The following is a 25,997-nucleotide window of genomic DNA, read 5'->3' on the forward strand; positions in this document are numbered from 1 at the left end:
GGGCTCAGGCCTGCTTTTGAACCTCGCCTTCGTCTGCCACCTCTGCCGACTCTGGTGTCACTTCGACCACATCATCCTCGTCCGCGGGCTCCATGACTTCAGGCTCTTCGGATTGATCTTCGAGCGCACCAACGATCAAAGGCAACATATGTACGCCGGTCGCGCTTGCGATTTCGGGTGTTCGTGGTGTCTGCCAGCTGAGCGTGTCGAAGCTGCCACAGTTCTGGCAGACCGGTCCCCATTCAGGTTGGATATCATGGCAATTGGTGCACACCCATTGCGGACCACGCGGCGCATTCAGCGCTTTGGCCAACCAGCCTTGCACAATGGCGTCCGAGGCCCCCTCGCCCCGTTCGATAGCGGCCATCAACGTATAGGCGCGCGCATCTCCCTGCGTTTCGACCACATCGCCCAGCGCACGGCGGGCTTCTGGGAAGTCCTCGGCCACGATGTTCAGTTCGGCCAATATCAGACGCGTTTCCATGTTTTCGGGGTGAATCCGGGTCAGCGCGGTGAACCGCTTGATCCGTTGATCAGGGGTTTCATCCGGCACGATGTCGGCAAAGGCATGGGCCAGATCCGGATGCGGCTGAGCCTCCCATGCTTTTTTCAGAATCTTGGTTGCGGCCCGGGGTTTGCCTTTGGCGATATACGCGCGGGCCGCCATGGCAGCGGCTGGCACCAGATCAGGCGACAGGCGATTGGCTTCAATCGCGCGCTCCTGCTGTTCGACCGTCGCACCTTCGTCCAGAATTCCCTTGGCTTCGGACAAGGCCAAAACCGCGTCACGCCGTTTGAAGACATCGCGCGGCAAGTACCCGGCCTTCAACTTGGCCGTCAGAGTCGAACGTGCACCGGCCCAATCCTGCGCCTTGGTTTGCAGGTTCAGCAGCACGTCCTGCGTTTCTTCATGACGTGGTTTGATCGCCAGGGCCTTCTCGGCCAGTTTGCGGGCCGTTTCATCATCACCTTCGGCCAGCTTCTGCTTCATGATCCCGCGCACGCCAACGAAACGGGTGGCGCTGTTGGTCACCAGTTTTTTATAAGTGTCCGATGCCTTTTTCGTGTCCCCGGTCATCTCGGCGGCCTGTGCCACCAGCAGGTCGGTAAGCTCGGGCTTGTTCAGCAGTTTTTCGGCCTTGCTGGCTTTGGTCATCGCCACGCGCCCTTCGCCCGAGGCCAGCGCCAACAGACCATCAGCCAGCGCCTGGTATCCCTTTTGCTGGCGATTGCGGTCAAAATACCGGGACAAGGCAGTTTCGTCACCGTTCAGGAATTTCAGCGTTGCGATCAGCAGGCTGAGCAACTTGAAAAACAGCCAGACCGCAAAAACCAACACAGCCAGCGCGATCACTGACTGAAGCGGCCCGAGCGTGAATTCCGTGCCCGCGACGGTGATCTGAACCCCGCCACTGGTTTGCATCAGGAAGTGACCGCCCAACGCCAGCAGGCCGATAATCGCAACAAAAACGAGGATCTTAAACAGTGACCACAGCATGGCAGGTCCTTCAGTTCGAGTTCAGGCTGGAAGCCAGTGTATTCGCCGCATCGACGGCGGCGACCCGTGTTTTGGCCGCCTGTTCCCAATCGGACATTGCAGCCTGTGCCGCTTCGGGAAGTGATTTCAGTTCGCTCAAGGCTTTGGCCAGGTCTCCGTCCGCAAGCGCAGCCTGTGCCCGTGACAGGATGGCATCTGGTCCATCCCCTTCCTGTGGCGTGACCGAGCGTGCACCCGTTTGACGTTGCAGGAATGCGATCAGGCCGGTGCCCTTGTCGGCTTCACGGGCTTGGGCCAGCGCGGTTCGGGCCGCAGGCGCGAAACTATCGCGCAGAGAAGAGAGTGTTTCAACACCCTTCTCAGCCGGCCCGGACAGGGCATCCGGTACATCCACACCGCCTGCTTTCAGTTCTGCAACCAGATCGGAATAGGGTTGACCCGCATCCAGTTGCCCATGCAAGCGGGACAGAACAGCGGCATTGGCCGCAGCCTGCGCATCGGCTGTTGCTTTCGCCTCCAGTGCCTGAGCGTCGGAAACCATTTTTTCAACCTCGGCCCGTTGCGAGGCCAGCGAGTCCTGAAGCTTCTTCAGCTCAGCTTCGAACGCGGCCATGGATTCGGGCGACACGCTGGATTCGATCGGGGTTTTCTCAAGCGTCGCAATGCGGTCTGACAATGGTCCGATCTGGCCTGACAGCGTATCCACTGTGGATTTGATCGCGCTCAGGTCACTTTCCACGGGTGTCAATTTGTCGGACAGCGCTTTGACCTGATCCGTCAAACCAGCAACATCCGGACTGTTTGCAAGCGCCTGAGACAGCTTGGCAATCTGGTCGGACTGGTCTGCCAGTTTGGATTCCAACGCTGCCAAGGTATCCGAGCTGTCCGAGCCAGTTGACAACAACCCGCCATTGCCCAGCGCAAATCCGACGGCGGCAGCGATGGCGCCGCCCAGCAAAGCGGGAACAAATCCGCCACGCTTTTCAACAACACGCTCGACGACTTCTTCTTCGGCCGGGGCAGTATCTTCAATCGACGCTTCGGCTTCGGCTTCGGCTTCGGCTTCGGCTTCGGCTTCGGCTTCGGCTTCGGCTTCGGAAAGTTCTTCTTCTACGGCCTCAGTCGGGTCAACAGGTGTATCTTCCTGTTGCAGTTCGGGTTCGACGACGTCATCTGCCTTGGGGGTTTCCACCGGCTTTTCTTCGGACTTTTTCTTACCAGCCACCGCAATATTCCCCTTATCGAATCCAAATTCAGATGAATAACAGCCCCAGTCAAGTTAATCGGGGACCGCGCCGCCCTCAACCCGCAACGCATGTTTCACAAGCTTTTTGACAGCCTTACGCATTTTCCTTGGTGTCGGCTTCTTTGCGATCTTCAGGCGCGCATAGTCCAACGAATAAAGGGGATCCGCCGTGGCCTGACTGATTGCGGCCAACCACAAAGGCGCGGATCCGGTCCAAATATCGGCAAAATGTCGCGCCGTTCTTGGTGAAAAAAGCGGTGCGATTACCGGCGAATCCAGAGCTGCCACCCGGGTCGCTTCGGATGTTAGCGGCAACAGCAATTGCTGGTAGACTGGCAGTTCCCCCACGGTCAAGCCGGATTCGGTCAGTCGACCGGCAACATTGCCGCGCGTGTTCTCACCCCTCAAATGCAACAGCGGGCTTTTGGGCCTCCGCTTCAGCAGATGTCCCACCAGTTCTTCCGCCGTGGCCCCGACCATTTCGGCCCGCCAGCCGCAACCCTTCGCTGTGCTGGTCGTTGTCGGTCCGACGCAGAAGGCGGGCACGTTGCGGTCCACACCTTTCAGGGCCGCCGCGTTCACCGCATTGGCCGACGTGAAAATCAATCCCTGCACACCCTCGGTCTCAACCTCGACCGGCAGCGGCCGGATTTCCATGATCGGAGAATAGATGACCTGAACCCGAGTTCTGGTGCGGGTCGGCAACTGCGCGACGAACCGTTCAGAGGCAGCGCGCGGGCGGGTCATCAACAAATACAACGTGCGGCCCCTTGGCCCTTCAGGATTGTTTGCATCCGCGCAGGGTGATACCCCGCCGTTAGATCATGATGCAACGGATCAGGGTGATGGTGCAAACACTTACCGTACTGGGATTGGAAAGCAGCTGCGACGATACCGCCGCGGCCATCGTGCGTCAAACGACGGGCGCCAAGGCCGAAATCCTGTCATCCGTGGTGCATGGCCAAACCGAACTGCACAGTCCTTTTGGTGGCGTCGTGCCCGAGATCGCGGCCCGGGCGCATGCGGAAAAGCTGGATGTCTGCGTTCTGCAAGCGCTGGACACCGCTGGTCTTTCCCTGAAGGACGTGGACGCCGTTGCGGTCACCGCCGGGCCGGGTCTGATCGGAGGGGTCATGTCAGGCGTCATGTGCGCCAAGGGGATCAGTGCGGCAACCGGTCTGCCGCTGGTGGGTGTCAATCACCTTGCCGGTCACGCGTTGACACCACGACTGACGGACAACATTGCCTTCCCCTACCTGATGCTTCTGGTGTCTGGCGGCCACTGCCAATTCCTGATCGCCCACGAGCCCGAACATTTTACCCGCCTTGGCGGCACCATCGACGATGCACCAGGCGAGGCCTTCGACAAAACCGCCCGCCTTCTGGGCCTGCCGCAACCTGGTGGCCCTTCCGTCGAAGCCGAGGCGCGCGCCGGTGATCCCAAACGCTTTCGATTTCCCAGGCCGCTTCTGGACCGACCCGGTTGCGATCTGTCCTTTTCGGGATTGAAAACGGCCTTGATGCGGATGCGCGACCAGATCGTGAACGAAAAGGGTGGCTTGACGCGCCAGGACCGCGCAGATCTGTGCGCTGGATTCCAGCAGGCGATTGTGGACACGTTGGCCGAAAAGACCCGGCGAGCGATTGATCTGTATCTGGAAACCTCTCCGTCTGAACCCGTGATTGCCGTTGCCGGAGGGGTTGCCGCGAATTCGGCCATTCGGTCTGCATTAGAGTCTGTTTGTGCTGAAAAGAACACCAGATTCACCGCCCCCCCGTTGGCGTTGTGCACGGACAACGCGGCGATGATAGCCTATGCTGGCCTGGAACGCTTTCGTACCGGCGCGCGGGACGGGCTGGACCTGACCGCCCGCCCTCGCTGGCCTCTGGATCAGCACAGCCCGGCCATGCTGGGCGGCGGCAAGAAAGGGGCCAAGGCATGAGTGTATCCATTCTGGGCTCCGGTGCGTTTGGCACTGCTCTGGCTATCTCACTGGCAGGCAACGGGCCAGTGACACTGTGGTCAAGAAACGCCGATCAGGCGCAGCAGATACGCGAGACGCGCGAAAATGCAACCCGGCTGCCCAACATAACCTTGCCCAAGGGCATCACCGTGACCGCGGATATCGCCGAGGCGCTGAGGGCTGACACGCTCTTGTTGGCTGTGCCAATGCAGAAATTGCGCAGCGCTTTGCAGGATCACGCCCCGGTCCTGCGTGGCAAGACTCTGGTGGCCTGCTGCAAGGGAATTGAACTGACCTCGGGGCTTGGACCTGTCGCGGTCATCAAAGAGGTTGTCCCGGATGCCCGCATCGCGTTGCTGACCGGGCCCAGTTTTGCAGATGACATTGCACACGGCCTGCCCACCGCGTTGACGCTGGCTTGCGAGGATACGGAACTTGGCAAGGCGCTTCAGGCCGAACTGACGACGGCGAACCTGCGCCTCTATCGCACCACAGACACGGTCGGCGCCGAACTTGGCGGCGCGCTGAAGAATGTCATGGCCATTGGCTGCGGGGCCGTCATCGGCGCAGGTCTGGGAGACAGCGCCCGGGCGGCCTTGATGACCCGCGGGTTTGCCGAGATGCAACGCTTTGCCGCGATGCGCGGCGCGCGTCCCGACACCCTGATGGGTTTGTCCGGGCTAGGAGATCTTGTGCTGACCTGCTCGTCCGAACTGTCCCGAAACTATCGTTTTGGCCTGAGTTTGGGTCTGAATCAGCCCTTCGACAGTCAAACGACGGTCGAAGGCGTCGCCACCGCCCGCGCCATGTCGGACATAGCCGCCAAGGAAGGGCTGGATACGCCCATCAGCACCACGGTGGCGGACCTGAGCCATGGCGCCTACAGTGTCACCGAGGCCATTCAAAACCTGCTCAATCGACCCCTCAAGGAGGAATAACATGCTGATCGCCCTCATCGCTCGTGACAAACCCGGCGCGTTGCAAACCCGATTGGACAACCGCTCGGCCCACCTGGCTTATATCGAAGAAACCGGCGTCGTGTCACAGGCCGGACCGTTGCTGAACGGTGACGCCATGATCGGTTCATTGATAATCCTCGATGTGGAGGACCTGGCCGCAGCACAATCATGGGCCGACGGCGACCCTTACGCAAAGGCAGGATTGTTCCAATCGGTTGAGCTGATCCCGTGGAAAAAGGTGATCGGTTGATGGCCTATTGGTTGTTCAAGTCAGAACCGTCGACCTGGAGTTGGGATCAGCAAGTCGCAAAGGGCGACGCGGGCGAGGAATGGGACGGAGTGCGCAATTATCAGGCGCGCAATTTCATGCGTCAGATGAAGGTTGGGGACCGGGGGTTCTTCTACCATTCGCAAAAGGACAAATCCGTCGTGGGCATTGTCGAGGTCTGCGCCGAGGCCCACCCCGACAGCACCACCGATGACGAACGGTGGGAGTGCGTGGACATCAAGGCCGTGCGGCCTTTTTCCAAACCCGTAACGCTGGACCAGATCAAGGCGGACGAGCGCCTGGCCAATATGGTGCTGGTGAAGAACTCTCGCTTATCGGTGCAACCCGTGACCGAGGATGAATGGCGGATAATTTGCATGCTGGGTGAAACGCAGCCTGACTGAATGGGAACATGTCGTCAGGTGCAGAACTTCTCAAACACCTGTCAAGATGGTATCTTTCCTTGGGCTTTGCCGAGTGGGGGCTTGTCGATCGCTAATCCTGCAATAGCGTACACTTGGCAGTGTTCGAATAAAGTTCGGTCTTTCTTGAAAGCATGGACCCATGTCTGACGAAGAAGGCGGCAATGGGGTATTCGAAGACGCCGTTGCTGCGAAGAATTCAAAAAACTGGGAAGCGCGCCTGAAAGAGGCGCGTGAAAAGCGTGCCAGAGTGCTCAGCGGGGCGCAGGGTGAAGCGCAGGAAAAACCCGCCCTGAAACCTTCCGAGACAGAGCATCTGTCCCGGCCCGACGAAACCAAAATCGAAGAGATCGTATCAGACCGGGTCCGTTCCCTGCATTTGGAAGAACCAAAAAACAGGAAAAAACCCCTAGTTAGAGCAGGTATGATTCTGGCCGCCTTGGTTTGCGGCGCGGTGCTGCAATGGGGTGTCACCAATATTGCCGGAATTTGGCGCTCTACCAGTGGAACGCCTCCACCCAGCCGGGATGCGGCTACGGAAACTTTGCCTGAAATCGAGGAACTGCTTTCAGACAGAGCGTCCATTGTCAGAATTGATGAGCCACTGGCCCCACGAGACACACAAGCAGCAGAAGAACCCACCGATCCAGCGTCTTCGCAGGGCGCACCCGTTTCCACCCCCCCGATCATCGAAGAGGCCGAGGATGCGATCACAGGCGCATCTCGCGACCAGAGCGTCTCGGTTGAGGCGCTCGTGACGCCACCCGTTCCTGCCGAAGGCATTTCGGCTGCGGATGACCAAGACAGGGTGGAACCAAGACCCCCAACCCCAGAAGCGGAACCGGTCGTGTCTTTGTCCCCGCCAGCCATATTCATTCCGCCACAGCTCGAACCCATCTTGGCCACCGCTTCTTCTGCGGATATTCAAACCCTGTTTCCAGCTTCTGCCGAACCTCCGTGGCGCCACACCAACCGGTCGAACAAAGACAGCTTTTCGCAGACGTCCTTGATGGTTTTGGACCCTGTCCAGCAAGAGATCACTTTTTCTGCAGCCCCGTCTTATGCAGAGGTTAAACCGCTTTCGCCCGCACAATCCCCCATTGATCTGGAAGTCTCGCTTTTTGTTCCCTTGAGAGTGTCACAAGACGCCAGCAGCCGGGCTTTGGAACTGCTTACACAGGGCCGCGCGACGGTTGTGTCAACAGACCGCGTGGGTTTTCGGGTCAGAGAAACACAGGTTCGTTTCTACCATCCAAGCGACGCTGAAAACGCGGCGCTGGCAGCTGATGCTCTTGGCGGAATATTGAGGGACTTCACGAATTCGGGCAGCAAGACCCGTCCGGGGCGGATAGAAGTCTACTTGGCAGGCAGCGGTGGCGCGTCATCCAGGAATTCGGACCCAAGGCCCACGGCATTCGACAATTTCATTGCGCGTATTCTTGGCGAACTCAGATAAGAAACGAGGGAAGGTTCTGACGATACAGAACCTTCCCTACCCCCGCGTGCTCCCTACTCACCACACGCGTATGGAAATATCTGGTTCTGACCGTCCTGGTCACAGGTTGAACTTAGCGCAACCGCACCCTTGGTTTCAAATGCCAAGTCTTTAAATTGAAACTCAAATTAAGTACGCCCGCCAGAATCTCGGCGGGCGCTTGGTAGATTTCGACCGGGTCAGCTGTAAACGGATTCTTTTCCGAAATGCTTGGTCAAAATATAATAGACAACGGCACGGTACTTGTTGCGCTCGGACATGCCATAGGTTTCCATGGCTTTGTTGATCCCTTCCATCAGCTCGGGGCCATCTGCCAGACCCAGCTTTTTGATCAGGAAGTTGTTCTTGACGGTTTCCAGTTCCGAGTCCTGGCTGGCCGCGACAGTTGCCGCATCTGCGTCATAGATCGCCGGACCACAACCGATGGTGACCTTGGTCAGCAGGTCCATATCGGGGTCCATCCCGCATTTGGTTTTCAGGTCTTCTGCGTATTTGGCGATCAGCTCGTCGCGCTTGCCCATATCCTAGTCTCCTTGATCCGTTTACCCGGCACCTTTTACCGATGATCGAAAGACTAGCCGCGTCGCAGGCTTTTCCAAAAGGAAAAAAATTTGCGATTTCTCCCCCTTGGTCGCAGCCTGCACGTTTCTTGCTGAAAAGCCTAGCGGCAATAGCCCCACCCCGGGCCTTGCAAGTGGAAATGATCCGCGTGCAACCGATTGAAACCGGGCCCAAGAACCACGCGAAACCAACCGCAGGCCCCGCGCCAGATCCGTCGAAAAAAGGCGCCTTCCGGTCCGGAGCCCTGCCAGTTTGACAACAAGGTCAGCGTCCGACCGTCATCGGTATCCACACCGACGATATCTATCGAATCCGCGCGGGCATGGCTGCTCCACCCACCGTTTTCACCCTGCGCGGTGCGCATGGGGCGGCAATTGTAACTGCCGATGTGGCGCAATCGGGAAACGTTGGACCCAAGCAGATCGCGTGCGGCGGGCTGCACGACGTGGTATTCCCACATGGTCAGGCGCAAAGCCGTGGCGCAACTGGTTTCAACATCCTCGATCCCTGATGTCACCAATTTGGTCAGACGACCCCGACCAGCGATGCCGCAATTCTGATCGACAACCAGGTCCGCCATCGCCTCAAACCGAACACCTGCGTCTTCCAGAGCGGCCCGGCACTGTGCTTCGCTCGCCAATGCGCGGTTCAGTTGGAGCTTGGTGACGGGTGTGATCGGGGCGGTTACCTTCAGATCACGCAACGGGTTCCAATGTGACGGTATCGGCGTTTCGAGATGCGCCAACACCCACCAGACACCACCGCCCAAAAGGATCACAACAACCGCCAGCCTGAAAAAGAAAGACGCCGCCAGGTACAAATACCGGCGGCGCCCAGATTTCTGCGTCATACCCAGACTGCGATCAGTAGCGGTAGTGTTCCGGCTTGTACGGACCTTCCGGTTTGACACCGATGTAAGCGGCCTGATCCGCATCCATCTGCGTCAGCTTCACGCCGATGCGATCCAGATGCAGGCGGGCCACTTTCTCATCCAGATGCTTGGGCAGGATGTAGACCTTGTTCTCGTACTGGTCACCCTTGGTGAACAGCTCGATCTGGGCCAGAACCTGGTTGGTGAACGAGGCCGACATCACGAAGGACGGGTGCCCGGTGGCGTTGCCCAGGTTCAGCAGACGGCCTTCGGACAACAGGATGATGCGGTTGCCCGAGGGCATCTCGATCATGTCCACCTGTTCCTTGATGTTGGTCCATTTGTGGTTTTTCAGGCTGGCCACCTGAATTTCGTTGTCGAAGTGGCCGATGTTGCCGACGATGGCCATGTCCTTCATCTCGCGCATATGCTCGATGCGGATCACGTCTTTGTTGCCGGTGGTTGTGATGAAGATATCCGCGGTGGCAACTTCGTCTTCCAGCAGGGTCACTTCGAACCCGTCCATCGCGGCTTGCAGGGCGCAGATCGGGTCGACTTCGGTGACTTTCACACGGGCACCAGCACCGCGCAACGACGCGGCCGAGCCTTTGCCCACATCACCGTAACCGCAGACCACTGCAACCTTGCCGGCCATCATCGTGTCGGTGGCGCGGCGGATACCGTCGACCAGCGATTCCTTGCAGCCGTATTTGTTGTCGAATTTCGACTTGGTGACGCTGTCATTCACGTTGATCGCCGGGAACGGCAGATGCCCTTCCTTGACCAGCTGATACAGGCGGTTCACACCAGTGGTGGTTTCCTCGGAAACACCCTTGATCTGATCCCGCATCTTTGTGAACCAGCCCGGGCTTGCCGCCATACGCTTGGCGATCTGCTTCTTGATCACCTCTTCCTCTTCCGAACCCGGAACAGGGATGATGTCCTCACCCGCTTCGGCACGGGCACCCAGCAGGATGTACAGTGTCGCGTCGCCGCCATCATCCAGGATCATGTTCGGGCCTTCCTCGAACAGGAAGGATTTGTCCAGATAATCCCAGTGCTCTTCCAGTGTCTGGCCCTTGACGGCGAAGACGGGAATACCCGCCTCGGCAATCGCGGCGGCGGCGTGGTCCTGGGTCGAGAAGATGTTGCACGACGCCCAGCGCACATCCGCACCCAGCGCCACCAGCGTTTCTATCAGAACGCCCGTCTGGATGGTCATGTGCAACGACCCGACGATACGCGCCCCTTTCAACGGCTTGCTGTCGCCGTATTCCGCGCGCAGGGACATCAGGCCCGGCATCTCGGTTTCGGCTATGTCCAGCTCTTTGCGGCCAAAGCCAGCCAATGAAATGTCTTTAACGATATAGTCCCCGGCCATCAGGTGCTCCATTTTCCGGTAAATCACAGTCCCGGCTGCCCCTAGCATTCCTTGGGGCAGGTGGCAACTTTGAAGACTGTGATCGGAAACGATATGGCCAATATCAGCTTGGTGTGCCTTCAATTTCGATCTTTGGTATCGCTTCAAAAAAATCGGTGCCAACGGCAACAATACAGCTGATACCGTTCGCATTGGTTACCAAAACGGTATAACTTCCCGTTTCTTTCGAGGTCCAAACCTCCATCACCGATTGCGCGCCGCGTGTTTTTTGCAGGCCGCCAAAGGCCAATTCCTCGGCATAATTCTCCTGCAATCTGGATATGATGTGATCCCGTGCCGCACAATTCTGGGCAAAGGCAGGCGGCGCGGTGGCGGCCATTCCGAAGGTCAGTGCGATTGCGAATAAACGTTTGAACATAGGGTGCTCCTTTCGATACGTGTTTCAGTTCGAGAGGGGCACACTGGGAGGAGAATGCACCCCCCTCAGTCTTTAATGTCGGGATCATACCGCGCCGTTTCAAAGCACGAACGCTCAAGAAAATGTTGGCAGCGTGTGATCCAGACAGGTACATCATACCATAAAAACGCGAATTGAACGTGTCCAACTTCACAAGGCATGGCAGAATGGCAACACAACCCAGAGCGTGGCAAAGGATGCTGTCGGGTCGCAGGCTGGACCTGCTGGACCCGACACCGGTGGATATCGAGATTGAAGACATCGCACACGGCCTTGCCTTTGTCGCTCGTTGGAACGGTCAGACAAACGGCGATTTCGCTTATTCCGTGGCCGAACATTCCCTGCTGGTTGAAGAGATTTTTGGCCGTATTGCCCCAAAAACACCCATGAAATGGCGTTTGGCGGCCCTGTTACATGACGCGCCCGAATATGTGATCGGCGATATGATCTCGCCCGTGAAATCCGCCGTCGGCCCAGATTATGGCGCGTTGGACGACCGGCTGGCGGCAGCAATCCATATACGGTTTGGACTTCCGGCTGAGGTGCCGAAAACGGTGAAACGCCAGATCAAGAAGGCCGACAAGATCAGCGCCTGGATGGAGGCGACACAGATTGCCGGGTTTTCCGAGGCCGAAGCCACGAAATTCTTTGGTCGCCCGGACAGGGGGATCATGGCGGGTTTACAGATCAGGCTGCGCCCCCCGGTCGAGGTGCGGCACGCCTTTACGGCGCGGCACGCAGAATTGATCGCTCAGATCTGAGAGGCGCTTTCCGAATGCGGTGAGTGGTACGGGGGAACTGGTGGAAGAAAGATGAAAACAAAGACTGGAACCCGAGTTTTGCTTGTCGTCAACGTCGTGCTGACTTTTGGTCTTGCGGCGGCGTTGGTCGAAACCGGGTATGTCTCGAAGGCGCTCAGAAAAATCTCGGGCACATATGTCCCGGTCACGGAAACCGATCACTACAAGCTCATGGTCTGGCTGCACGAGCGGCCGATTTCTCAGGCGCTCGCTTCACCGGATATTCAGATCGCTTTCATCGGCGATTCCATAATCGAAGGGTGGTTGACCAGCAACGTCCTGCCCAACGCGCTGAACCTTGGGATCAGCCGCGACACCACCCCGGGCCTGATCGCAAGAGCAAAACCGGAACTGATTGCCCATGTCCCGACATGGTATCTGGGAATCGGGGTCAATGACGCTCTGACGGCCACACCGCCAGAGAAGATTGCAGGCTATGTCGCACAGTTGAAGGCCCTGTTCATGCCTGCTGACAGGTTGATCTGGCGTGCTGTGTTGCCCGTCACCGGTGCTAACTGGACCGCGGAACAAGAGGCGTTTCGAACGGCCTTCAATTCGGCTGCACAACAGGCCTGTCAGGATATGGCGAACTGCACGTTTCTGACCCCGCCGGACGGGTTCGCCGAAAAAACCGCCGACTGGACATCGGACGGGTTGCATCCCAACGCAACCGGATATCGTCAGCTGGCGCGGCAGCTCTGCGCAGAAATCTCCTGCTCACCCTGAAGCTACTGAATGGGTACGGTCAGCTCCGCTGCCCGCAGACCTGTCTGAAACTTAGGCAGGGTTTGTGTTCGCCCTGTTTCAGCCAAAGACGTAGAAGCACAGTTTGTTGCCATCCGGGTCACGCACATAGGCACCATAGAAACTGTCGGGCACTCGTTGACCAGGTTCGCCTTCGTCCACCGCACCCAGGCTGATTGCCTTGTCATACAGTTCCTTGACCTCATCCTTGGAGTCGGCTGCAAAGGCGACCATGTTGCCATTTCCGGCGGCGCAGACATTGCCGTCATAGGGCTCGCACACCGCCAGCATCGGCGCGTCGGGTTTGTTGCCGATGAACGCGATCCGGCCTGCGTCTATAACCACTTTCGCGCCCTTGTCCGCGAAAAGCTTGGTATAGAAGTCCTTGGCGCGCGCCATGTCCGAAACGCCAACGGTTACATATCCGATCATAAAGTGGTCCTGTTCTGACAAAAGATTCCAGATGTGCCGAACAGTCCTCGACAGGGTCCAAGGTTACAAGTCACTAAACCGTCATCGAGCGGCCGGCAGACCTAACGCGGGCTGCGTTTCGCCAGTATCCGCTGCAACGTCCGCCGATGCATATTCAACCGTCGCGCGGTTTCGGAGACATTCCGGTCACACAGCTCATAGACGCGCTGGATATGTTCCCAGCGCACACGGTCCGCGCTCATGGGGTTCTCCGGCGGCGGGGGCATCTCGTCACCCTTTGCCAGCAATGCGTTCGTGATGTCGGTGGCATCCGCTGGCTTTGACAAATAGTCGGTCGCGCCGATCTTGACTGCCGCGACGGCGGTCGCGATCGCACCATATCCGGTCAGAACAACAACTCGGCTGTCGGGGCGTTTTTCCCGCAATACCTCGACAACGTCCAATCCGTTGCCATCCTCCAACCGCAGATCGACGACGGCATAAGCCGGGGGCCGGGCGGTGGATATCGCGCGCCCTGCCGCGACGGATCCTGCTGTCTCAACCTCGAAGCCACGCTTTTCCATGGCCTTGGCCAAACGTCTCAGAAACGGCTCGTCATCATCAACCAAAAGCAGGGATTTGTCAGGGCCGATGTCAAGCTGAGAAGTGTCTGCCATATGTTAGGTCTTTCGCTATTTCATGCCTTTGGCTCGAACATGAGTAATAGCAGCGCGGGAACAAAGGTCAAACAACCTTGTTACGACGCGGCCTGTTCCAGGAAGCATGCAACCTTGTCCGCCATCTGTTCGGCCGTGTCTTCGCGCTTGAAGAACTCCAGAAATCCATTTTCGGGTGTAACCAGATACGTAAAGGTGGAATGGTCAACCAGATAGAATTCGTCGCCTTTGTCATGCGCTTTGTAATAGGTCTTGTAGGCCTTGCTGGCCGCCTTGACCTGTTCGGGCGAGCCGGTCAGGGCGATCGTCTTGCCCCCGAGATTGAAAGCATAGTCGGCCATGACTTCGGGCGTATCGCGATCCGGGTCAATTGAGATGAACAAAGGTGTCACCGACAGCCCGCGTTCAGCCAGAATATCGACAGCCTCGGCGTTGCGGGACATGTCGAACGGGCAAACGTCCGGGCAGAACGTGTATCCGAAGTAAACCAGCGTCGGTTCGGTAATCACATCTTTGTCCGTAACCGTCTCGCCTTTACCGTTCACCAGTTCAAATGGTCCACCAATTGCGGCGGCACCCCCGGCGATCTGGCTGGACCGACATTGTGCGAACTTGTCATCGGACCCGCCACCCCGTGTCAGAATCCACATGGCCCCAAGTCCGATAGCCAGAACAAGAGTTGCGAGAATTGCGAGAAGGCGGGTCATTTCGATTATCCGGTCTCAGGGGGTTGTTGATCGTTCCGGCCGGGACACCTATCAAGATGACCAGCCGATGCAACAGGACATAAGCGACCGATGGCAGAATCCAATCAGACTTTTTGGCGCGGCCAGGAACGCAGCAGCTGGATTCGCCTGCGAACCCTGATCCTTTTGCGATGGGTGGCCATCATCGGCCAGCTCACCGCAATCACGGTGGCCCAGCGATATTATGACGTGCAGCTGGAACTGGGCCTGTGCTACCTGGCCATCGGAATCTCGGTCATGGGCAACCTGACCGCCATTTTGCTGTTTCCGCAAAACAAGCGCCTGACCGAGTTTGAAAACTTCCTGATGGTTCTGTTCGACCTGCTGCAATTGTCAATTCTGCTGTACTTGACTGGCGGGCTGAACAATCCGTTTGCGCTGCTTCTGCTGGGCCCGGTCACGATTTCAGCCAATGTCATGAGCACACGATCAACCCTGATTGTCGGCGCCGTCGCAATCGTTCTGACAACTGTGCTGGCGGAATTTCACCTTCCGTTGCGGACAAGTCTGGGGCTTGTTCTGGATATCCCCGATATCCTTCTGTTTGGAAACTGGGCCGCGATCATCATCGCCATCGTCTTCATCGGCGCCTATTCCCACCGCGTCAGTTCCGAAGTCCAATCCATGTCCGAAGCGCTGGCCGCCACGCATATGGCGCTGGCGCGCGAACAGAAGCTGACCGATCTGGGCGGCGTCGTCGCCGCTGCCGCGCATGAACTAGGCACGCCTCTGGCGACGATAAAACTGACCAGCGCGGAACTGATCGAAGAACTGGACGACCGTCCGGACCTGAAAGATGACGCCGCTTTGATCCGCGAGCAGGCAGACCGTTGCCGTGACATTCTGCGCGACATGGGGCGGGCGGGCAAAGATGATCTGCACCTGCGGCAGGCACCGCTTTCGACAGTGGTGAACGAAGCGGCCGAACCACATGTCGGTCGCGGCAAAGAGGTTCATTTCTCTGAAGGCCCCGCGCAGGACGGGGATGTTCAGCAGCCCTCGATCCTGCGCAAACCCGAGATCATTCACGGTTTGCGCAACCTGATTCAGAATGCCGTGGATTTCGCCCGCGCAAATGTCTGGGTCGAGGCCGAATGGACCGACAGCAGGATCACCGTCAGCATCATGGATGACGGGCGGGGATATCCGCCCCACATGATCGGACGCATCGGCGATCCGTTTATGCGCCGAAGACGGGCAGAATCCGATCAGAGAGCACGCCCGGAATACGAAGGGATGGGCCTGGGATTGTTCATCGCCAAAACCCTGCTGGAACGCAGCGGCGCCGAACTGGAATTCGCCAATGGTTCGGACCCCTACCAGCATCTGACCGACAATCCTGAACGGCGCGGGGCAATCGTCAAGGTGACCTGGCCACGCAAACTGATCGATGCACAGAAGGGTGACACCCCGGTCCCGTCGGGATCCAACACGCGCATCCAGGTGTGAATTAAGAGACCGTTAACCAATCCCACGCATAGTCTGTCCTTGTATCGTTCAGGCTTGGGGAATTTGATGGCCGATTGGATTATTCTGGCCGCGATCAGTCTTGTTTCGTGCTGTTTCGCCGTTCTGTGGCTGTTGCCACGCCGGGCTCAGCGCGACAAGGCTTTTGGTTTGTTTTCGAACACCTCGCTGTTTGATGCCGTATTCCTGTTCGATGGCAACCAACTGATCAGCCATTCTGATTTCGCACTGGCCGGGTTTGAGCATATTGAAAACTGGCTGGACCTGCGGCGCTTGTTGCAAAGGGATTTCCCCACCTTTCCCGAAACTTCCGACAAAGTGCGCGATCAGGGCAAAATCTTGGTATCGGCCATTGACTGCACGATTGAACGAGAAGTCGTGTGTGAGTGGATCGACGGTATCGTCCGCGTTCGACTTTGCGAATGCGCCAGGACCTCCTCGGCCGGATCGGTTACCCCAGGCGAACCGACTCGTCTGGCAATGGATCTGGCCCCTTACCCTGTATGGTTGGCGGATAACGACAATCGGGTGCAATGGTGCAATGCCGCCTATGTCGCACTTGTTCAAAAGGCGCGTGATCAGGACACCGATCTGACTGCGCCGCTTTTTGAAAGCCCGGAGGATGCCACAAGACCTACCGGAAAAACCCGCGTGTCGGTGGATGTTGCAGATACTGATCGCAAGCTTTGGTTCGATTTGACTCGGATCGAACACGAGAACGGTCATCTATGCTATGCCGTTGACGTCAACGCGATTGTCGAGGCGGAAACCGCCCAGCGCAAATTCGTGCAGACCATGACCAAGACCTTTGCCCAGTTGTCCATTGGTCTCGCCATTTTTGACCGCAATCGGCAACTGGCCCTGTTCAACCCGGCCCTGATCGATCTGACCACGTTGCCGCCCGATTTCCTCAGTTGCCGCCCCAGCCTGAGCAGTTTCTTCGACCGCTTGCGGGATCAACACATGATGCCCGAACCGAAGAATTACCGCAGCTGGCGGCGTCAGATGAACGACCTTCTCGAAGCGGCTGAAGATGGAAACTACCACGAGACGTGGTCGCTGCCATCCGGATCGGTCTATTCCGTCAGCGGCCGCCCTCACCCGGACGGCGCAGTGGCGTTTCTATTCGAGGATATCACAGCCGAAATCACCCTGACGCGGCGCTTTCGATCAGAAATGGATCTGATGCAGTCCATCCTGGACAAACTGGCGGACGCGATTGCCGTCTTTGCAGATGACGGTACGCTGGCCTTCACCAACTATGCGTATCAAAAGCTGTGGGGAGACGCGCACGAGGTCGGGTTCCAAAGCGAAACGGTCACCGATGTCACGCGACGCTGGCAAGACCTATGTATTGCGACGCCGGTTTTGGGTGAGGTACGGGATTTTGTCGAAATGCGGGAAAACCGCGCCGAATGGACAGCTGAAATCCAGATGAGAACCGGCATAACCGTGGATTGCACCGTCACACCGGTTCATAACGGCGCGACAATCGTGCGGTTTACGCAATCCGAGTTTCCCTCGAAATCCACCGCGATGGAACAGATCAGCTCCTGAACCGGGTTGCAGCCGGTCAGGCGCAAGGCCATTGTGGCGGCATGACACAGACCGCCCGATCTCTGACTTTCAAATCGCCCGAAGAAACCGCAGTTTTCGCACGCCAACTGGGAACATCACTGCGCCCGGGCGATGTTGTTCTGCTGGAGGGCCCGATCGGCAGCGGCAAGACGCATTTCGCGCGCAACCTCATTCAGTCATTGATGGCAGAACCCGAAGATGTGCCCTCGCCAACTTTCACTTTGGTCCAGGCTTACGACACGCCATCAGGGGAAATATGGCATTGCGACCTGTATCGTCTGAGCGCGGCCGAAGAAGTTGACGAACTGGGCCTGACGGACGCTTTCGATACCGCAATCTGCCTTGTGGAATGGCCGGACAAGCTGGGCCCGTTGGCGCCCCAAGGTGCGTTGACGTTGACCTTTGAAACAGACCCTAACAATATCGATTTCCGCTGTGTGACCCTGTCTTGGACTGCTCCGAAATGGGCGGAAAAACTGGAGAGAACTGCATGACCAACAGGACGGTCCTGGCCGAGGCCCTGATTGCACAAACACCCTGGGCCGGAGCAACACGTACGCCATTGGCAGGCGATGCTTCGAACCGGCGATACGAACGGTTGATTGATCCAACCGACGGGCGCACTGCGGTTTTGATGGACGCGCCACCTGAAAAAAGTGATAATGTTGAACCCTTTGTGCGGGTCGCCGAATACCTCCGATCGGTTGGTCTGAGCGCGCCGGAAATCTACGCCGAAGATGCCCAGTACGGTTTTCTGTTGCTGGAAGATCTGGGTGATGACCTTTTTGCGCGCGTCCTGAAAAAAGACCCGGGCAAAGAGCGCGAATTGTACCGCGCCGCCACCGACGTGCTGCTCCACCTGCATCGGGCGCCTTCTCTTGCCTTGCCGTCTTATGATCCGTCCCTGATGACGGAACTGGCGGCATTGGCTTTCACCAAGTATGCGGCCGGTATCCTGGGAATATGTGATGAAGACGCCCTGTCCCGGTTCGAGCACCGGTTCGCGGATATCCTGCATCGTGAAACATCCGGTTCGAAAGTGGTCATTCTCAGGGATTATCACGCAGAAAACCTGTTGTGGCTGCCGCAGCGCGAAGGCGTGAAGCGCGTCGGGTTGCTGGACTTTCAGTTGGCCATGCTGGGGCACCCGGCCTACGATCTGGTGTCTCTGCTACAGGATGTACGCCGAGATGTCTCGGCCGGGATCGAAATGCAGATGATCAACCACTATATCTCTGCGTCAGGTATGGACGACCATGAATTCCGCACGGCCTACAGTGTTTTGGGGGCCCAGAGAAACCTGCGTATCCTTGGCGTCTTCGCACGTCTGGCGACGGAATATGGCAAGCCTCACTATGTGGACATGATCCCGGCCGTCTGGGCACATCTGATGCGCGATCTGGATCACCCTGCCCTGGTTTCGGTGGCGTCCCTGCTGCACGAAGCTTTGCCCAGACCCACACCGGACAACCTGGCCAAGTTGAGAACGCAATGACCGGATCGCCATTTGCCGTAATGCTGTTCGCAGCCGGGTTCGGCACCCGTATGGGCGCGCTGACCAAAGACCGGCCCAAGCCATTGATCGAAGTGGCGGGGCGACCACTGATTGATCATGCGCTGGGTCTTGTCGAAGATCTTGATCCCGTCCGTACCGTTGCCAACCTGCATTATCACGCTGATCAACTCGCGGCGCATCTCGGCCCCAAGGGCGTTCTGCTGTCTCGGGAAGACCCTGAAATTCTGGAAACAGGTGGCGGATTGCGGGCAGCTTTGCCGATGCTGGGCACCGACCCCGTATTCACGTTGAACACGGACGCGATCTGGTCCGGACCAAACCCTTTGACCCTGTTGCAGCACGCCTGGGACCCGGGTCGTATGGATGCGCTGTTGATGTGTGTTCCAGTTGCGCGAACCGTTGGTCATATTGGATCGGGTGATTTCACCGCTGGAAAAGATGGACGGATCACGCGCGGTCCTGGTCTGGTTTACGGCGGGGCCCAGATCCTCAGGGCCCAGGGTTTGCATTCGTTCTCGCAAACTGCGTTTTCACTCAACCTGCTCTGGAACCAGATGCTTGATCAAGGTCGGCTTTTTGCGGTCGAATACCCGGGACGCTGGTGCGATGTAGGTCGTCCGGAAGGCATCGCGCTGGCCGAGGGTTTGCTGGCTGATGTTTGAATCCGGCACCTTACCCCGTGTATTTGCCGTGCCTCCCGGCACGGATTTCCCCAAGGCATTGGTCGATGGCCTGCGGCAGCGCTGTTCGGGCCCGCCCGACGCTTTGGCGCGGGTAGAGTTGGTGCTGAACACACGACGCATGGAACGGCGCGTCCGCGATCTGTTCAATCAGGGGCCACCTTGCCTTCTGCCCTGTCTATCGTTGGTGACGGACTTGGGTGAAAGGGTTGATCTGGCGCGGATCCCGCCTGCTATCCCGCCTCTGCGGCGGCGTCTTGAGTTGACTCAGCTTGTATCCAAACTGCTGGAGCAACAGCCGGACCTTGCCGCCCGGTCATCGATCTTTGACCTGTCCGACAGTCTGGCCGCGCTGATTGACGAAATGCAGGGCGAAGGCGTATCGCCCGAAGCGATCCGGCAGCTGGACGTCAGCGACATGTCCGGACACTGGTCGCGGGCACAAGCCTTTATCGGCATCGCGGATAAATTCATCGACACCGGCAGGCAGGCGATGGATGCACAGGCCCGCCAGCGCCGCGTGGTCGAAAACCTGACCACGCGATGGCAGATTGCCCCCCCGCAACACCCGGTCATTCTGGCGGGCTCTACCGGGTCCCGTGGCACCACCCTGATGTTGATGGAAGCCATCGCGCGCCTGCCGCAAGGGGCATTGGTGCTGCCCGGATTTGATTTCGACCAGCCGGATCACGTTTGGCAGGGGTTGGATGATGCGTTGACGTCTGAAGATCACCCACAATACCGTTTCCGCAAGTTGATGCGCGCGCTGGAACTTGCACCGGGTCAGATCACCCCATGGACGGACTTATCGGCCCCCTCACCCTCGCGTAACCGCTTGATATCACTATCTTTACGTCCGGCGCCCGTCACTGACGCCTGGATGACCGAAGGCCCCGGACTGTCCGATATAAAAGGCGCAACCGACGGCCTGACGCTGGTCGAGGCTCAATCGCCTCGCGCCGAGGCATTGGCCATCGCCCTGCGCCTGCGGCAAGCGGCGGAAACAGGACAGACCGCCGCTCTGATCACGCCGGATCGCATGTTGACCCGCCAGGTCAGCGCCGCGCTGGATCGGTGGAACATCGTGCCGGACGACAGTGCGGGCCTGCCGCTACAACTTTCCCCGCCGGGACGTTTTCTGCGCCATGTGGCCAACCTGTTCACACGCCGTCTGGAAGGCGAGGCGCTGCTGACCCTTTTGAAGCACCCGCTATGTCATGATGGCGGTGATCGCGGAATTCATTTGCTTCACACGCGTGACCTGGAACTTGACTTGCGCCGTCACGGCCCGCCCTTTCCTGACAGTGCAAGCCTTGCGGCTTTTGCGGTGCGTAAAGAGGCCCAGGAAAGCTGGGTGAAATGGGTCGAGCAGCATTTCTGCGAACAGCAGATCACCAGTGAACTACACCTCGCAGACTGGGTGGAGCGTTTGATGACACTGGCCGAGGCGATCTCGGCCGGCAGCACGGGTGAAACAGGTACTCTGTGGGACAAAAACGCAGGCCAAAAGGCGCTGGAGGTGCTGAGTTCTCTCAGGGCCGAGGCGCAGCATGGCGGCCTGATGACGGCCCATGACTTTGCCGATCTGCTGGGTGCTCTCCTTGCGGGTGAAGAGGTTCGTGACCGGGATGCGCCGCATCCGCATATCATGATCTGGGGCACGCTCGAGGCACGGGTGCAGGGCGCCGACCTGCTGATCCTTGGCGGGTTGAATGAAGGAAGTTGGCCAGAGGCGCCAACGCCCGATCCCTGGTTGAACCGGCAGATGCGTGACAAAGCCGGCTTGTTGCTGCCCGAACGCCGGATCGGCCTGTCTGCGCATGACTTCCAGCAGGCCATCGGCGCACCCGAAGTATGGTTGTCCCGCGCGATCCGCTCGGATGATGCCGAGACGGTTCCGTCGCGCTGGCTGAACCGACTGACCAACCTTTTGCAGGGTTTGCCGGGTCAGGGTGGCCCCGAAGCTCTGGCCAAAATGCGCGCTCACGGCGAAAAATGGTTGAACTGGTCCAAGGCACTGGAAGATGCGCCGCCGATCGACCCCGCACCGCGTCCTTCTCCGCGCCCACCGGCCGCCGCACGTCCGCGCCGTCTGTCTGTGACCGAGATAAAGAGGCTGATCCGCGATCCATACGCGATATACGCCAAACATGTGCTTCGGCTGAAACCGCTAGATCCGCTTGTACAGGCCCCCGATGCTTTGCTGAGAGGCATTGTGATTCACGAAATCCTCGAGCATTTCATCAAGGACAGCGTCCTCGACAGCGCTTTGCTGACGCGGGACAATTTCCTGAAACGGGCGCATGCTCTGTTGGATCAACACGTCGCCTGGCCGACGGCCCGTAAACTGTGGTTGGCCCGGCTTGAGCGGATCGCGGATGATTTCCTCGGGGCAGAGCTCGCGCGCCGGAAGGATGGTGGCCCCGTCGCATTTGAGGCGGTGATGAAACTGGCGCTGCGCCCCCTGGATTTCACCATTGTCGGGCGCGCGGACAGAATCGATTGCAACAGCCGGGGCGCGTTGCGCATCATCGACTATAAAACCGGCGCACCACCGACGGAAAGCCAGCAATCCAAATTTGACAAGCAGTTGCTGATCGAGGCGGCCATGGCCGAGCAGGGCGGGATTGAGGGCCTTGACCCGACAAGCGTGGCCGAAGCCATCTTCATCGGTATGGGTGGCAGCTATAAGGAGGTTGCGGCGCCCCTGGCGAAAGAACCGACCGACAAGGTTCTTGCCGAACTGAAAGAGTTGATTTCCGCCTATTTAGAGCCTGATCAGGGGTTTTCGTCCCGGCGCATGCTGCACAAGGATACGGATATGGGTGATTATGATCACCTGGCGCGGTTCGGCGAATGGGACCGGACATCGGAAACATACCCCGAGGATCTGACATGAGCCCGCGCAACGACGCAACCGAACGGCAGGTACAGGCCGCGCGCCCCGATGCCTCGACCTGGCTGGCGGCCAACGCCGGGTCCGGCAAAACCCGGGTTCTGACCGACCGTGTGGCGCGTCTGCTGCTGGGCGGGGTCCAGCCTCAGCACATTCTGTGCCTGACCTACACCAAGGCCGCCGCCAGCGAGATGCAGAACAGGTTGTTCAAGCGCCTTGGCGAATGGGCCATGCTGGATGATACCCCCTTGTTGGAGGAGCTGACCGACCTGGGTGTACCCGGCGAAATCGGCTCGGACCGGTTGGCGCAAGCACGCACCCTGTTTGCCCGCGCCATCGAAACGCCGGGTGGTCTGAAAATCCAGACCATCCACTCGTTCTGCGCGTCATTGTTGCGACGCTTTCCGCTGGAGGCTGGCGTTAGCCCGCAGTTCACCGAAATGGAAGACCGCGCAGCAGCCTTGCTGCAAGAGGAAATTGTCGAGGATTTCGCCGCGGGCCCGCAGGCCGGGTTGATTGAAGATGTGGCCCGGTTCGTCACGGACACGGGGTTTGATAAACTGACCGCTGCGATCACGCAAAAACGCAGTCTTTTTGCGCAGCCGCTCGAATGGTCCGATCTGCTGCAACGCTTCGGTCTGCCCGCCGGTTTTGACGAAACAGCGCTGCTTGCCCGGGTTTTTCTTGGTGGCGAAGTCGAACTCATCCAGTCCATACTGCCCGCTTTGACCGAAAGCGGAGGCAACAATGCCAAGGCCGCTGCAAAACTGGCCGCATTCAACGAAGCCAGATTGATACATCTACCCATGTTGGAAAGCGTGTTTCTGACAGGGAAGGGCGCAAAGGAACCCTTCACGGCCAAACTCAACGCTTTTCCCACCAAACCCCTGCGCGAAGGTGTGTTGGCCGACCGGATGCCGCAGATCGAGGCCTTCATGCAGCGGATCGAAACCGCGCGTGAACAACGTCTGGCGCTGGTCGCGGCGCAGAAAACCGCGGTTCTGCACCGCTTTGCCGCAGCCTTCCTGCCGGAATATGAACGGCGCAAGCAGTTGCGCGGCTGGCTGGATTTCGACGACCTGATCCTGCGCGCGCGGCAGGTGTTGAACGATCCGGCAGTGGCCGAATGGGTGCTGTACCGACTGGACGGTGGCATCGATCATATTCTTGTGGACGAAGCGCAGGACACCAGCCCCGATCAATGGGACGTGATCGAGAAACTGGCGCAGGAATTCACCAGCGGGGAAGGGGCCCGATCCGGGGTCGAGCGCACGATCTTCGTCGTCGGCGACAAGAAACAATCGATCTATTCCTTTCAGGGCGCCGATCCACAGGCCTTTGACAGAATGCAGGAAGAGTTTGGCCGGAAACTGGCTGAATCAGGCTCTAAACTGTGGGATTCGACGTTGGAATACTCGTTCCGATCCTCCAGCGCGATCCTGACCGTGGTCGATATCCTATTTGATAACCGCTCTGATGCGGGGTTTCACAAGGACAGTCAGCACCGTGCTTTCAAGGCCGATCTGCCGGGTCGTGTTGATCTTTGGCCCGTTGTCGAAAAAGTTGCGGATGCCGAAGACGGGGATTGGACCGATCCGGTCGATCGTCCGGGCGCACGGCATCACACCGTCATTCTGGCCGAGAGAGTTGCACAGTCGATCAAAGACATGATCGAACGGGGCGAGACGATCCCGGAAGATGGCAAATCCGGCCAATTCGTTCGTCGAAAAGTGCAGCCGGGGGATTTTCTGATCCTCGTGCAACGCCGCTCGGACCTGTTTGCCGAGATCATCCGTGCCTGCAAGGCGCTGCACCTGCCCATCGCCGGAGCAGATCGGCTGAAAGTGGGCGCTGAACTGGCAGTCAAGGATCTTGCGGCCCTGCTCAGCTTTCTGGCCACGCCCGAAGACAGCCTGTCTCTGGCGACGGTTCTCAAATCCCCCTTGTTCGGATGGTCCGAACAGCAGCTTTTCGATCTGGCGCACCGTCGAAAGGAACAGTTCCTTTGGGCCGCACTGCGCAACCGCGCGGAAGAGTTTCCGGAAACACTGTCTGTGCTGAATGATCTGCGCAGCCAGATCGACTTTCTGCGCCCCTATGATCTGATCGAACGTATCCTGACCCGCCATGACGGACGGCGCAAGCTGTTGGGGCGGTTGGGGGCGGAAGCCGAAGACGGTATCAACGCGCTGTTATCGCAGGCGCTGGCCTATGAGCGAACGGATATCCCCAGCCTAACGGGATTTCTGGTCTGGATGCAGACCGACGATCTGGAGATCAAACGACAGATGAGCGGCGTCGGCAACAGAATCCGGGTGATGACCGTTCATGGTTCAAAAGGGTTGGAGGCGCCGATCGTCATCCTGCCGGATACCGGCAAGCGCCAGCCTCCGCGTGACGCAGAGATCATGCTGGCCGGCGGGACACCTCTGTGGAAAGTGTCGGCGGACGCATCACCAAACCTGATCTCGCAGGCGCGGGAAGAGGCGCGCAACCGTGAGGAAAACGAACGGCTTCGGCTGCTATATGTGGCTCTGACACGAGCGGAAAAGTGGCTGATCGTGGCGGCGGCAGGTGATTTGGGGAAAGACGGCAACAGCTGGTATCAGATGGTCGAGGCGGCGATGGATCGGGCCGGGGCCGCTCAGGTGCCGGGTACCGATATCCGCCGCCTCTCCCACGGGGATTGGGACGCGCTGCCCTTGATCGATCAACCGAACACTGTCGTTCAGCAGGTCGAATTGCCGGACATGTTCCAACATCCGGCACCGGATCCGGTTGCGCCTGCCGTCACGCTCAGCCCTTCGGATCTGGGTGGCCCTAAAGCGTTGCCCGGCGATGCCGGCCTGGATGAAGATGCGGCCAAACTGCGCGGAACCCGCCTGCACCTGTTGCTGGAACACCTTCCCGTCGCCGAGAAAGGCCTTTGGCCAGAGCTTTGCACGCGGTTGCTGCCCGATATGCACGAAACGGACCGGCAAGAGATATTGAGCGAAGCCGTAACTGTGCTGACAGCGGAAGGTTTGCAGCCCGTCTTCGCGCCTGACACGTTGGCCGAAGTGCCCATTACAGCCGCTCTGAACGGGCAGCGGATGCATGGGGTTGTTGACCGTCTAATCCTATCGGAATCGGAAGTGCATGTGATTGATTTCAAATCAAATGCCACCGTTCCAGACCGCGCGGAAGACTGCCCCGAAGGCCTGTTGCGACAGATGGGGGCATACGCGCAGGCGCTGGCGCAGATCTATCCGGATCGCAGCATTCGTACCGCCATTCTGTGGACCCGCACGGCGCGGCTGATGTGGTTGCCACACGATCTTGTGACAGATGCTTTGGCCCGCACCCGGATATCTTGACCTT

At 58.6% G+C, this 25,997-nt stretch carries 24 protein-coding genes; 14 read left to right on the forward strand and 10 right to left on the reverse strand.

The features are described 5' to 3' along the window. Positions 1-4: 4 nt before the first annotated feature. The 3 genes from I9185_RS11315 to I9185_RS11325 are packed head-to-tail and all read right to left on the reverse strand — an operon-like array spanning position 5 to position 3,503. A complete protein-coding gene (locus I9185_RS11315) occupies positions 5-1,498 on the reverse strand; it encodes a heme biosynthesis HemY N-terminal domain-containing protein (RefSeq protein ID WP_171635285.1) in 1,494 nt (497 codons plus the stop codon). 10 nt (positions 1,499-1,508) lie between these two features. Next, positions 1,509-2,723 (reverse strand): hypothetical protein, encoded by a 1,215-nt coding sequence (locus I9185_RS11320; RefSeq protein ID WP_210093108.1) that lies wholly within the window; start codon positions 2,721-2,723, stop codon positions 1,509-1,511. A 54-nt stretch (positions 2,724-2,777) separates the two neighbouring features. Further along, positions 2,778-3,503 (reverse strand): uroporphyrinogen-III synthase, encoded by a 726-nt coding sequence (locus I9185_RS11325; protein ID WP_245223538.1) that lies wholly within the window; start codon positions 3,501-3,503, stop codon positions 2,778-2,780. A gap of 86 nt (positions 3,504-3,589) precedes the next feature. Between I9185_RS11325 and tsaD the strand changes: the two genes are divergently transcribed. The 5 genes from tsaD to I9185_RS11350 all read left to right on the forward strand — a co-directional run bounded on the left by tsaD (position 3,590) and on the right by I9185_RS11350 (position 7,813). Further along, positions 3,590-4,687, forward strand: a complete 1,098-nt coding sequence (gene tsaD / locus I9185_RS11330) for a tRNA (adenosine(37)-N6)-threonylcarbamoyltransferase complex transferase subunit TsaD (RefSeq protein ID WP_210093109.1) — start codon at positions 3,590-3,592, stop codon at positions 4,685-4,687. Beyond that, positions 4,684-5,646, forward strand: a complete 963-nt coding sequence (locus tag I9185_RS11335) for an NAD(P)H-dependent glycerol-3-phosphate dehydrogenase (RefSeq protein ID WP_210093110.1) — start codon at positions 4,684-4,686, stop codon at positions 5,644-5,646. The genes tsaD and I9185_RS11335 overlap by 4 nt, the downstream gene beginning before the upstream one ends. A gap of 1 nt (position 5,647) precedes the next feature. Then, positions 5,648-5,917 (forward strand): YciI family protein, encoded by a 270-nt coding sequence (locus I9185_RS11340; RefSeq protein WP_171330705.1) that lies wholly within the window; start codon positions 5,648-5,650, stop codon positions 5,915-5,917. Continuing rightward, entirely contained in the window at positions 5,917-6,339 is a 423-nt protein-coding gene (locus I9185_RS11345; RefSeq protein ID WP_170345913.1) for an EVE domain-containing protein, read from the forward strand. Before I9185_RS11340 ends, I9185_RS11345 begins: the two co-directional genes overlap by 1 nt. A gap of 160 nt (positions 6,340-6,499) precedes the next feature. Then, positions 6,500-7,813, forward strand: coding sequence for a hypothetical protein (locus tag I9185_RS11350; RefSeq protein ID WP_210093111.1), 1,314 nt, complete (start codon positions 6,500-6,502; stop codon positions 7,811-7,813). A gap of 218 nt (positions 7,814-8,031) precedes the next feature. On the opposite strand, the gene I9185_RS11355 is transcribed toward I9185_RS11350, so the two are convergent. From I9185_RS11355 to I9185_RS11370, 4 genes are all read right to left on the reverse strand, one after another. Then, positions 8,032-8,373, reverse strand: a complete 342-nt coding sequence (locus tag I9185_RS11355) for a DUF2853 family protein (protein ID WP_171171577.1) — start codon at positions 8,371-8,373, stop codon at positions 8,032-8,034. Between the two features lie 140 nt (positions 8,374-8,513). Continuing rightward, entirely contained in the window at positions 8,514-9,263 is a 750-nt protein-coding gene (locus I9185_RS11360) for an extensin family protein (protein WP_210093112.1), read from the reverse strand. A gap of 13 nt (positions 9,264-9,276) precedes the next feature. After that, positions 9,277-10,665, reverse strand: coding sequence for an adenosylhomocysteinase (gene ahcY / locus I9185_RS11365; RefSeq protein WP_171116646.1), 1,389 nt, complete (start codon positions 10,663-10,665; stop codon positions 9,277-9,279). A 103-nt stretch (positions 10,666-10,768) separates the two neighbouring features. Continuing rightward, positions 10,769-11,083, reverse strand: coding sequence for a hypothetical protein (locus I9185_RS11370; protein WP_171635301.1), 315 nt, complete (start codon positions 11,081-11,083; stop codon positions 10,769-10,771). Between the two features lie 206 nt (positions 11,084-11,289). Between I9185_RS11370 and I9185_RS11375 the strand changes: the two genes are divergently transcribed. Together I9185_RS11375 and I9185_RS11380 are read left to right on the forward strand one after the other, a co-directional pair. Continuing rightward, positions 11,290-11,883 carry an HD family hydrolase gene (locus I9185_RS11375; protein WP_171206515.1) on the forward strand — a complete coding sequence of 198 codons (594 nt, stop codon included), beginning with the start codon at positions 11,290-11,292 and terminating at the stop codon, positions 11,881-11,883. 51 nt (positions 11,884-11,934) lie between these two features. Further along, complete coding sequence (locus tag I9185_RS11380) at positions 11,935-12,648, forward strand: GDSL-type esterase/lipase family protein (protein WP_210093113.1); 714 nt, start codon at positions 11,935-11,937, stop codon at positions 12,646-12,648. 78 nt (positions 12,649-12,726) lie between these two features. Here I9185_RS11380 and I9185_RS11385 read toward each other — a convergent pair whose 3' ends face one another. The 3 genes from I9185_RS11385 to I9185_RS11395 all read right to left on the reverse strand — a co-directional run bounded on the left by I9185_RS11385 (position 12,727) and on the right by I9185_RS11395 (position 14,461). After that, on the reverse strand, positions 12,727-13,098 hold the full coding sequence (locus I9185_RS11385; protein WP_210093114.1) for a VOC family protein: 372 nt from the start codon (positions 13,096-13,098) through the stop codon (positions 12,727-12,729). A 101-nt stretch (positions 13,099-13,199) separates the two neighbouring features. Beyond that, positions 13,200-13,754 (reverse strand): ActR/PrrA/RegA family redox response regulator transcription factor, encoded by a 555-nt coding sequence (locus I9185_RS11390; protein ID WP_152459641.1) that lies wholly within the window; start codon positions 13,752-13,754, stop codon positions 13,200-13,202. Positions 13,755-13,834: 80 nt separating this feature from the next. Further along, positions 13,835-14,461 (reverse strand): SCO family protein, encoded by a 627-nt coding sequence (locus I9185_RS11395; RefSeq protein WP_171723984.1) that lies wholly within the window; start codon positions 14,459-14,461, stop codon positions 13,835-13,837. A 90-nt stretch (positions 14,462-14,551) separates the two neighbouring features. Between I9185_RS11395 and I9185_RS11400 the strand changes: the two genes are divergently transcribed. From I9185_RS11400 to addA, 7 genes are all read left to right on the forward strand, one after another. Continuing rightward, positions 14,552-15,949 carry a sensor histidine kinase RegB gene (locus tag I9185_RS11400; RefSeq protein ID WP_171635312.1) on the forward strand — a complete coding sequence of 466 codons (1,398 nt, stop codon included), beginning with the start codon at positions 14,552-14,554 and terminating at the stop codon, positions 15,947-15,949. A 66-nt stretch (positions 15,950-16,015) separates the two neighbouring features. After that, positions 16,016-17,524: a PAS-domain containing protein gene (locus I9185_RS11405; RefSeq protein WP_210093115.1), complete on the forward strand. Its 1,509-nt coding sequence runs from the start codon at positions 16,016-16,018 to the stop codon at positions 17,522-17,524. Positions 17,525-17,565: 41 nt separating this feature from the next. Next, the gene (tsaE, locus tag I9185_RS11410; RefSeq protein WP_171723986.1) at positions 17,566-18,039 is read left to right on the forward strand and encodes a tRNA (adenosine(37)-N6)-threonylcarbamoyltransferase complex ATPase subunit type 1 TsaE; all 474 of its coding nucleotides are present in this window, start codon (positions 17,566-17,568) and stop codon (positions 18,037-18,039) included. After that, a complete protein-coding gene (locus I9185_RS11415; RefSeq protein ID WP_210093116.1) occupies positions 18,036-19,040 on the forward strand; it encodes a phosphotransferase in 1,005 nt (334 codons plus the stop codon). Before tsaE ends, I9185_RS11415 begins: the two co-directional genes overlap by 4 nt. Further along, the gene (locus I9185_RS11420) at positions 19,037-19,723 is read left to right on the forward strand and encodes a nucleotidyltransferase family protein (protein WP_171723988.1); all 687 of its coding nucleotides are present in this window, start codon (positions 19,037-19,039) and stop codon (positions 19,721-19,723) included. Before I9185_RS11415 ends, I9185_RS11420 begins: the two co-directional genes overlap by 4 nt. Then, on the forward strand, positions 19,716-22,640 hold the full coding sequence (gene addB, locus I9185_RS11425) for a double-strand break repair protein AddB (RefSeq protein ID WP_210093117.1): 2,925 nt from the start codon (positions 19,716-19,718) through the stop codon (positions 22,638-22,640). The genes I9185_RS11420 and addB overlap by 8 nt, the downstream gene beginning before the upstream one ends. Further along, positions 22,637-25,993 (forward strand): double-strand break repair helicase AddA, encoded by a 3,357-nt coding sequence (addA, locus tag I9185_RS11430; RefSeq protein WP_210093118.1) that lies wholly within the window; start codon positions 22,637-22,639, stop codon positions 25,991-25,993. Before addB ends, addA begins: the two co-directional genes overlap by 4 nt. The last annotated feature ends 4 nt before the right edge of the window (positions 25,994-25,997 follow it).

This window comes from Ruegeria sp. HKCCSP346 (genome assembly GCF_017872595.1).
Taxonomy (GTDB): Bacteria; Pseudomonadota; Alphaproteobacteria; order Rhodobacterales; family Rhodobacteraceae; genus Ruegeria.

Coding starts and splice junctions, on each gene's coding strand:
- I9185_RS11370 (WP_171635301.1), bottom strand. CDS start 11,083: ATGTTCAAACGTTTATTCGCAATCGCACTGACCTTCGGAATGGCCGCC.
- addA (WP_210093118.1), top strand. CDS start 22,637: ATGAGCCCGCGCAACGACGCAACCGAACGGCAGGTACAGGCCGCGCGC.
- I9185_RS11345 (WP_170345913.1), top strand. CDS start 5,917: ATGGCCTATTGGTTGTTCAAGTCAGAACCGTCGACCTGGAGTTGGGAT.
- I9185_RS11405 (WP_210093115.1), top strand. CDS start 16,016: ATGGCCGATTGGATTATTCTGGCCGCGATCAGTCTTGTTTCGTGCTGT.
- I9185_RS11395 (WP_171723984.1), bottom strand. CDS start 14,461: ATGACCCGCCTTCTCGCAATTCTCGCAACTCTTGTTCTGGCTATCGGA.
- addB (WP_210093117.1), top strand. CDS start 19,716: ATGTTTGAATCCGGCACCTTACCCCGTGTATTTGCCGTGCCTCCCGGC.
- tsaE (WP_171723986.1), top strand. CDS start 17,566: ATGACACAGACCGCCCGATCTCTGACTTTCAAATCGCCCGAAGAAACC.
- I9185_RS11385 (WP_210093114.1), bottom strand. CDS start 13,098: ATGATCGGATATGTAACCGTTGGCGTTTCGGACATGGCGCGCGCCAAG.
- I9185_RS11340 (WP_171330705.1), top strand. CDS start 5,648: ATGCTGATCGCCCTCATCGCTCGTGACAAACCCGGCGCGTTGCAAACC.
- I9185_RS11350 (WP_210093111.1), top strand. CDS start 6,500: ATGTCTGACGAAGAAGGCGGCAATGGGGTATTCGAAGACGCCGTTGCT.
- I9185_RS11375 (WP_171206515.1), top strand. CDS start 11,290: ATGGCAACACAACCCAGAGCGTGGCAAAGGATGCTGTCGGGTCGCAGG.
- I9185_RS11355 (WP_171171577.1), bottom strand. CDS start 8,373: ATGGGCAAGCGCGACGAGCTGATCGCCAAATACGCAGAAGACCTGAAA.
- I9185_RS11380 (WP_210093113.1), top strand. CDS start 11,935: ATGAAAACAAAGACTGGAACCCGAGTTTTGCTTGTCGTCAACGTCGTG.
- ahcY (WP_171116646.1), bottom strand. CDS start 10,665: ATGGCCGGGGACTATATCGTTAAAGACATTTCATTGGCTGGCTTTGGC.
- I9185_RS11400 (WP_171635312.1), top strand. CDS start 14,552: ATGGCAGAATCCAATCAGACTTTTTGGCGCGGCCAGGAACGCAGCAGC.
- I9185_RS11335 (WP_210093110.1), top strand. CDS start 4,684: ATGAGTGTATCCATTCTGGGCTCCGGTGCGTTTGGCACTGCTCTGGCT.
- I9185_RS11360 (WP_210093112.1), bottom strand. CDS start 9,263: ATGACGCAGAAATCTGGGCGCCGCCGGTATTTGTACCTGGCGGCGTCT.
- I9185_RS11390 (WP_152459641.1), bottom strand. CDS start 13,754: ATGGCAGACACTTCTCAGCTTGACATCGGCCCTGACAAATCCCTGCTT.
- tsaD (WP_210093109.1), top strand. CDS start 3,590: ATGGTGCAAACACTTACCGTACTGGGATTGGAAAGCAGCTGCGACGAT.
- I9185_RS11415 (WP_210093116.1), top strand. CDS start 18,036: ATGACCAACAGGACGGTCCTGGCCGAGGCCCTGATTGCACAAACACCC.
- I9185_RS11315 (WP_171635285.1), bottom strand. CDS start 1,498: ATGCTGTGGTCACTGTTTAAGATCCTCGTTTTTGTTGCGATTATCGGC.
- I9185_RS11420 (WP_171723988.1), top strand. CDS start 19,037: ATGACCGGATCGCCATTTGCCGTAATGCTGTTCGCAGCCGGGTTCGGC.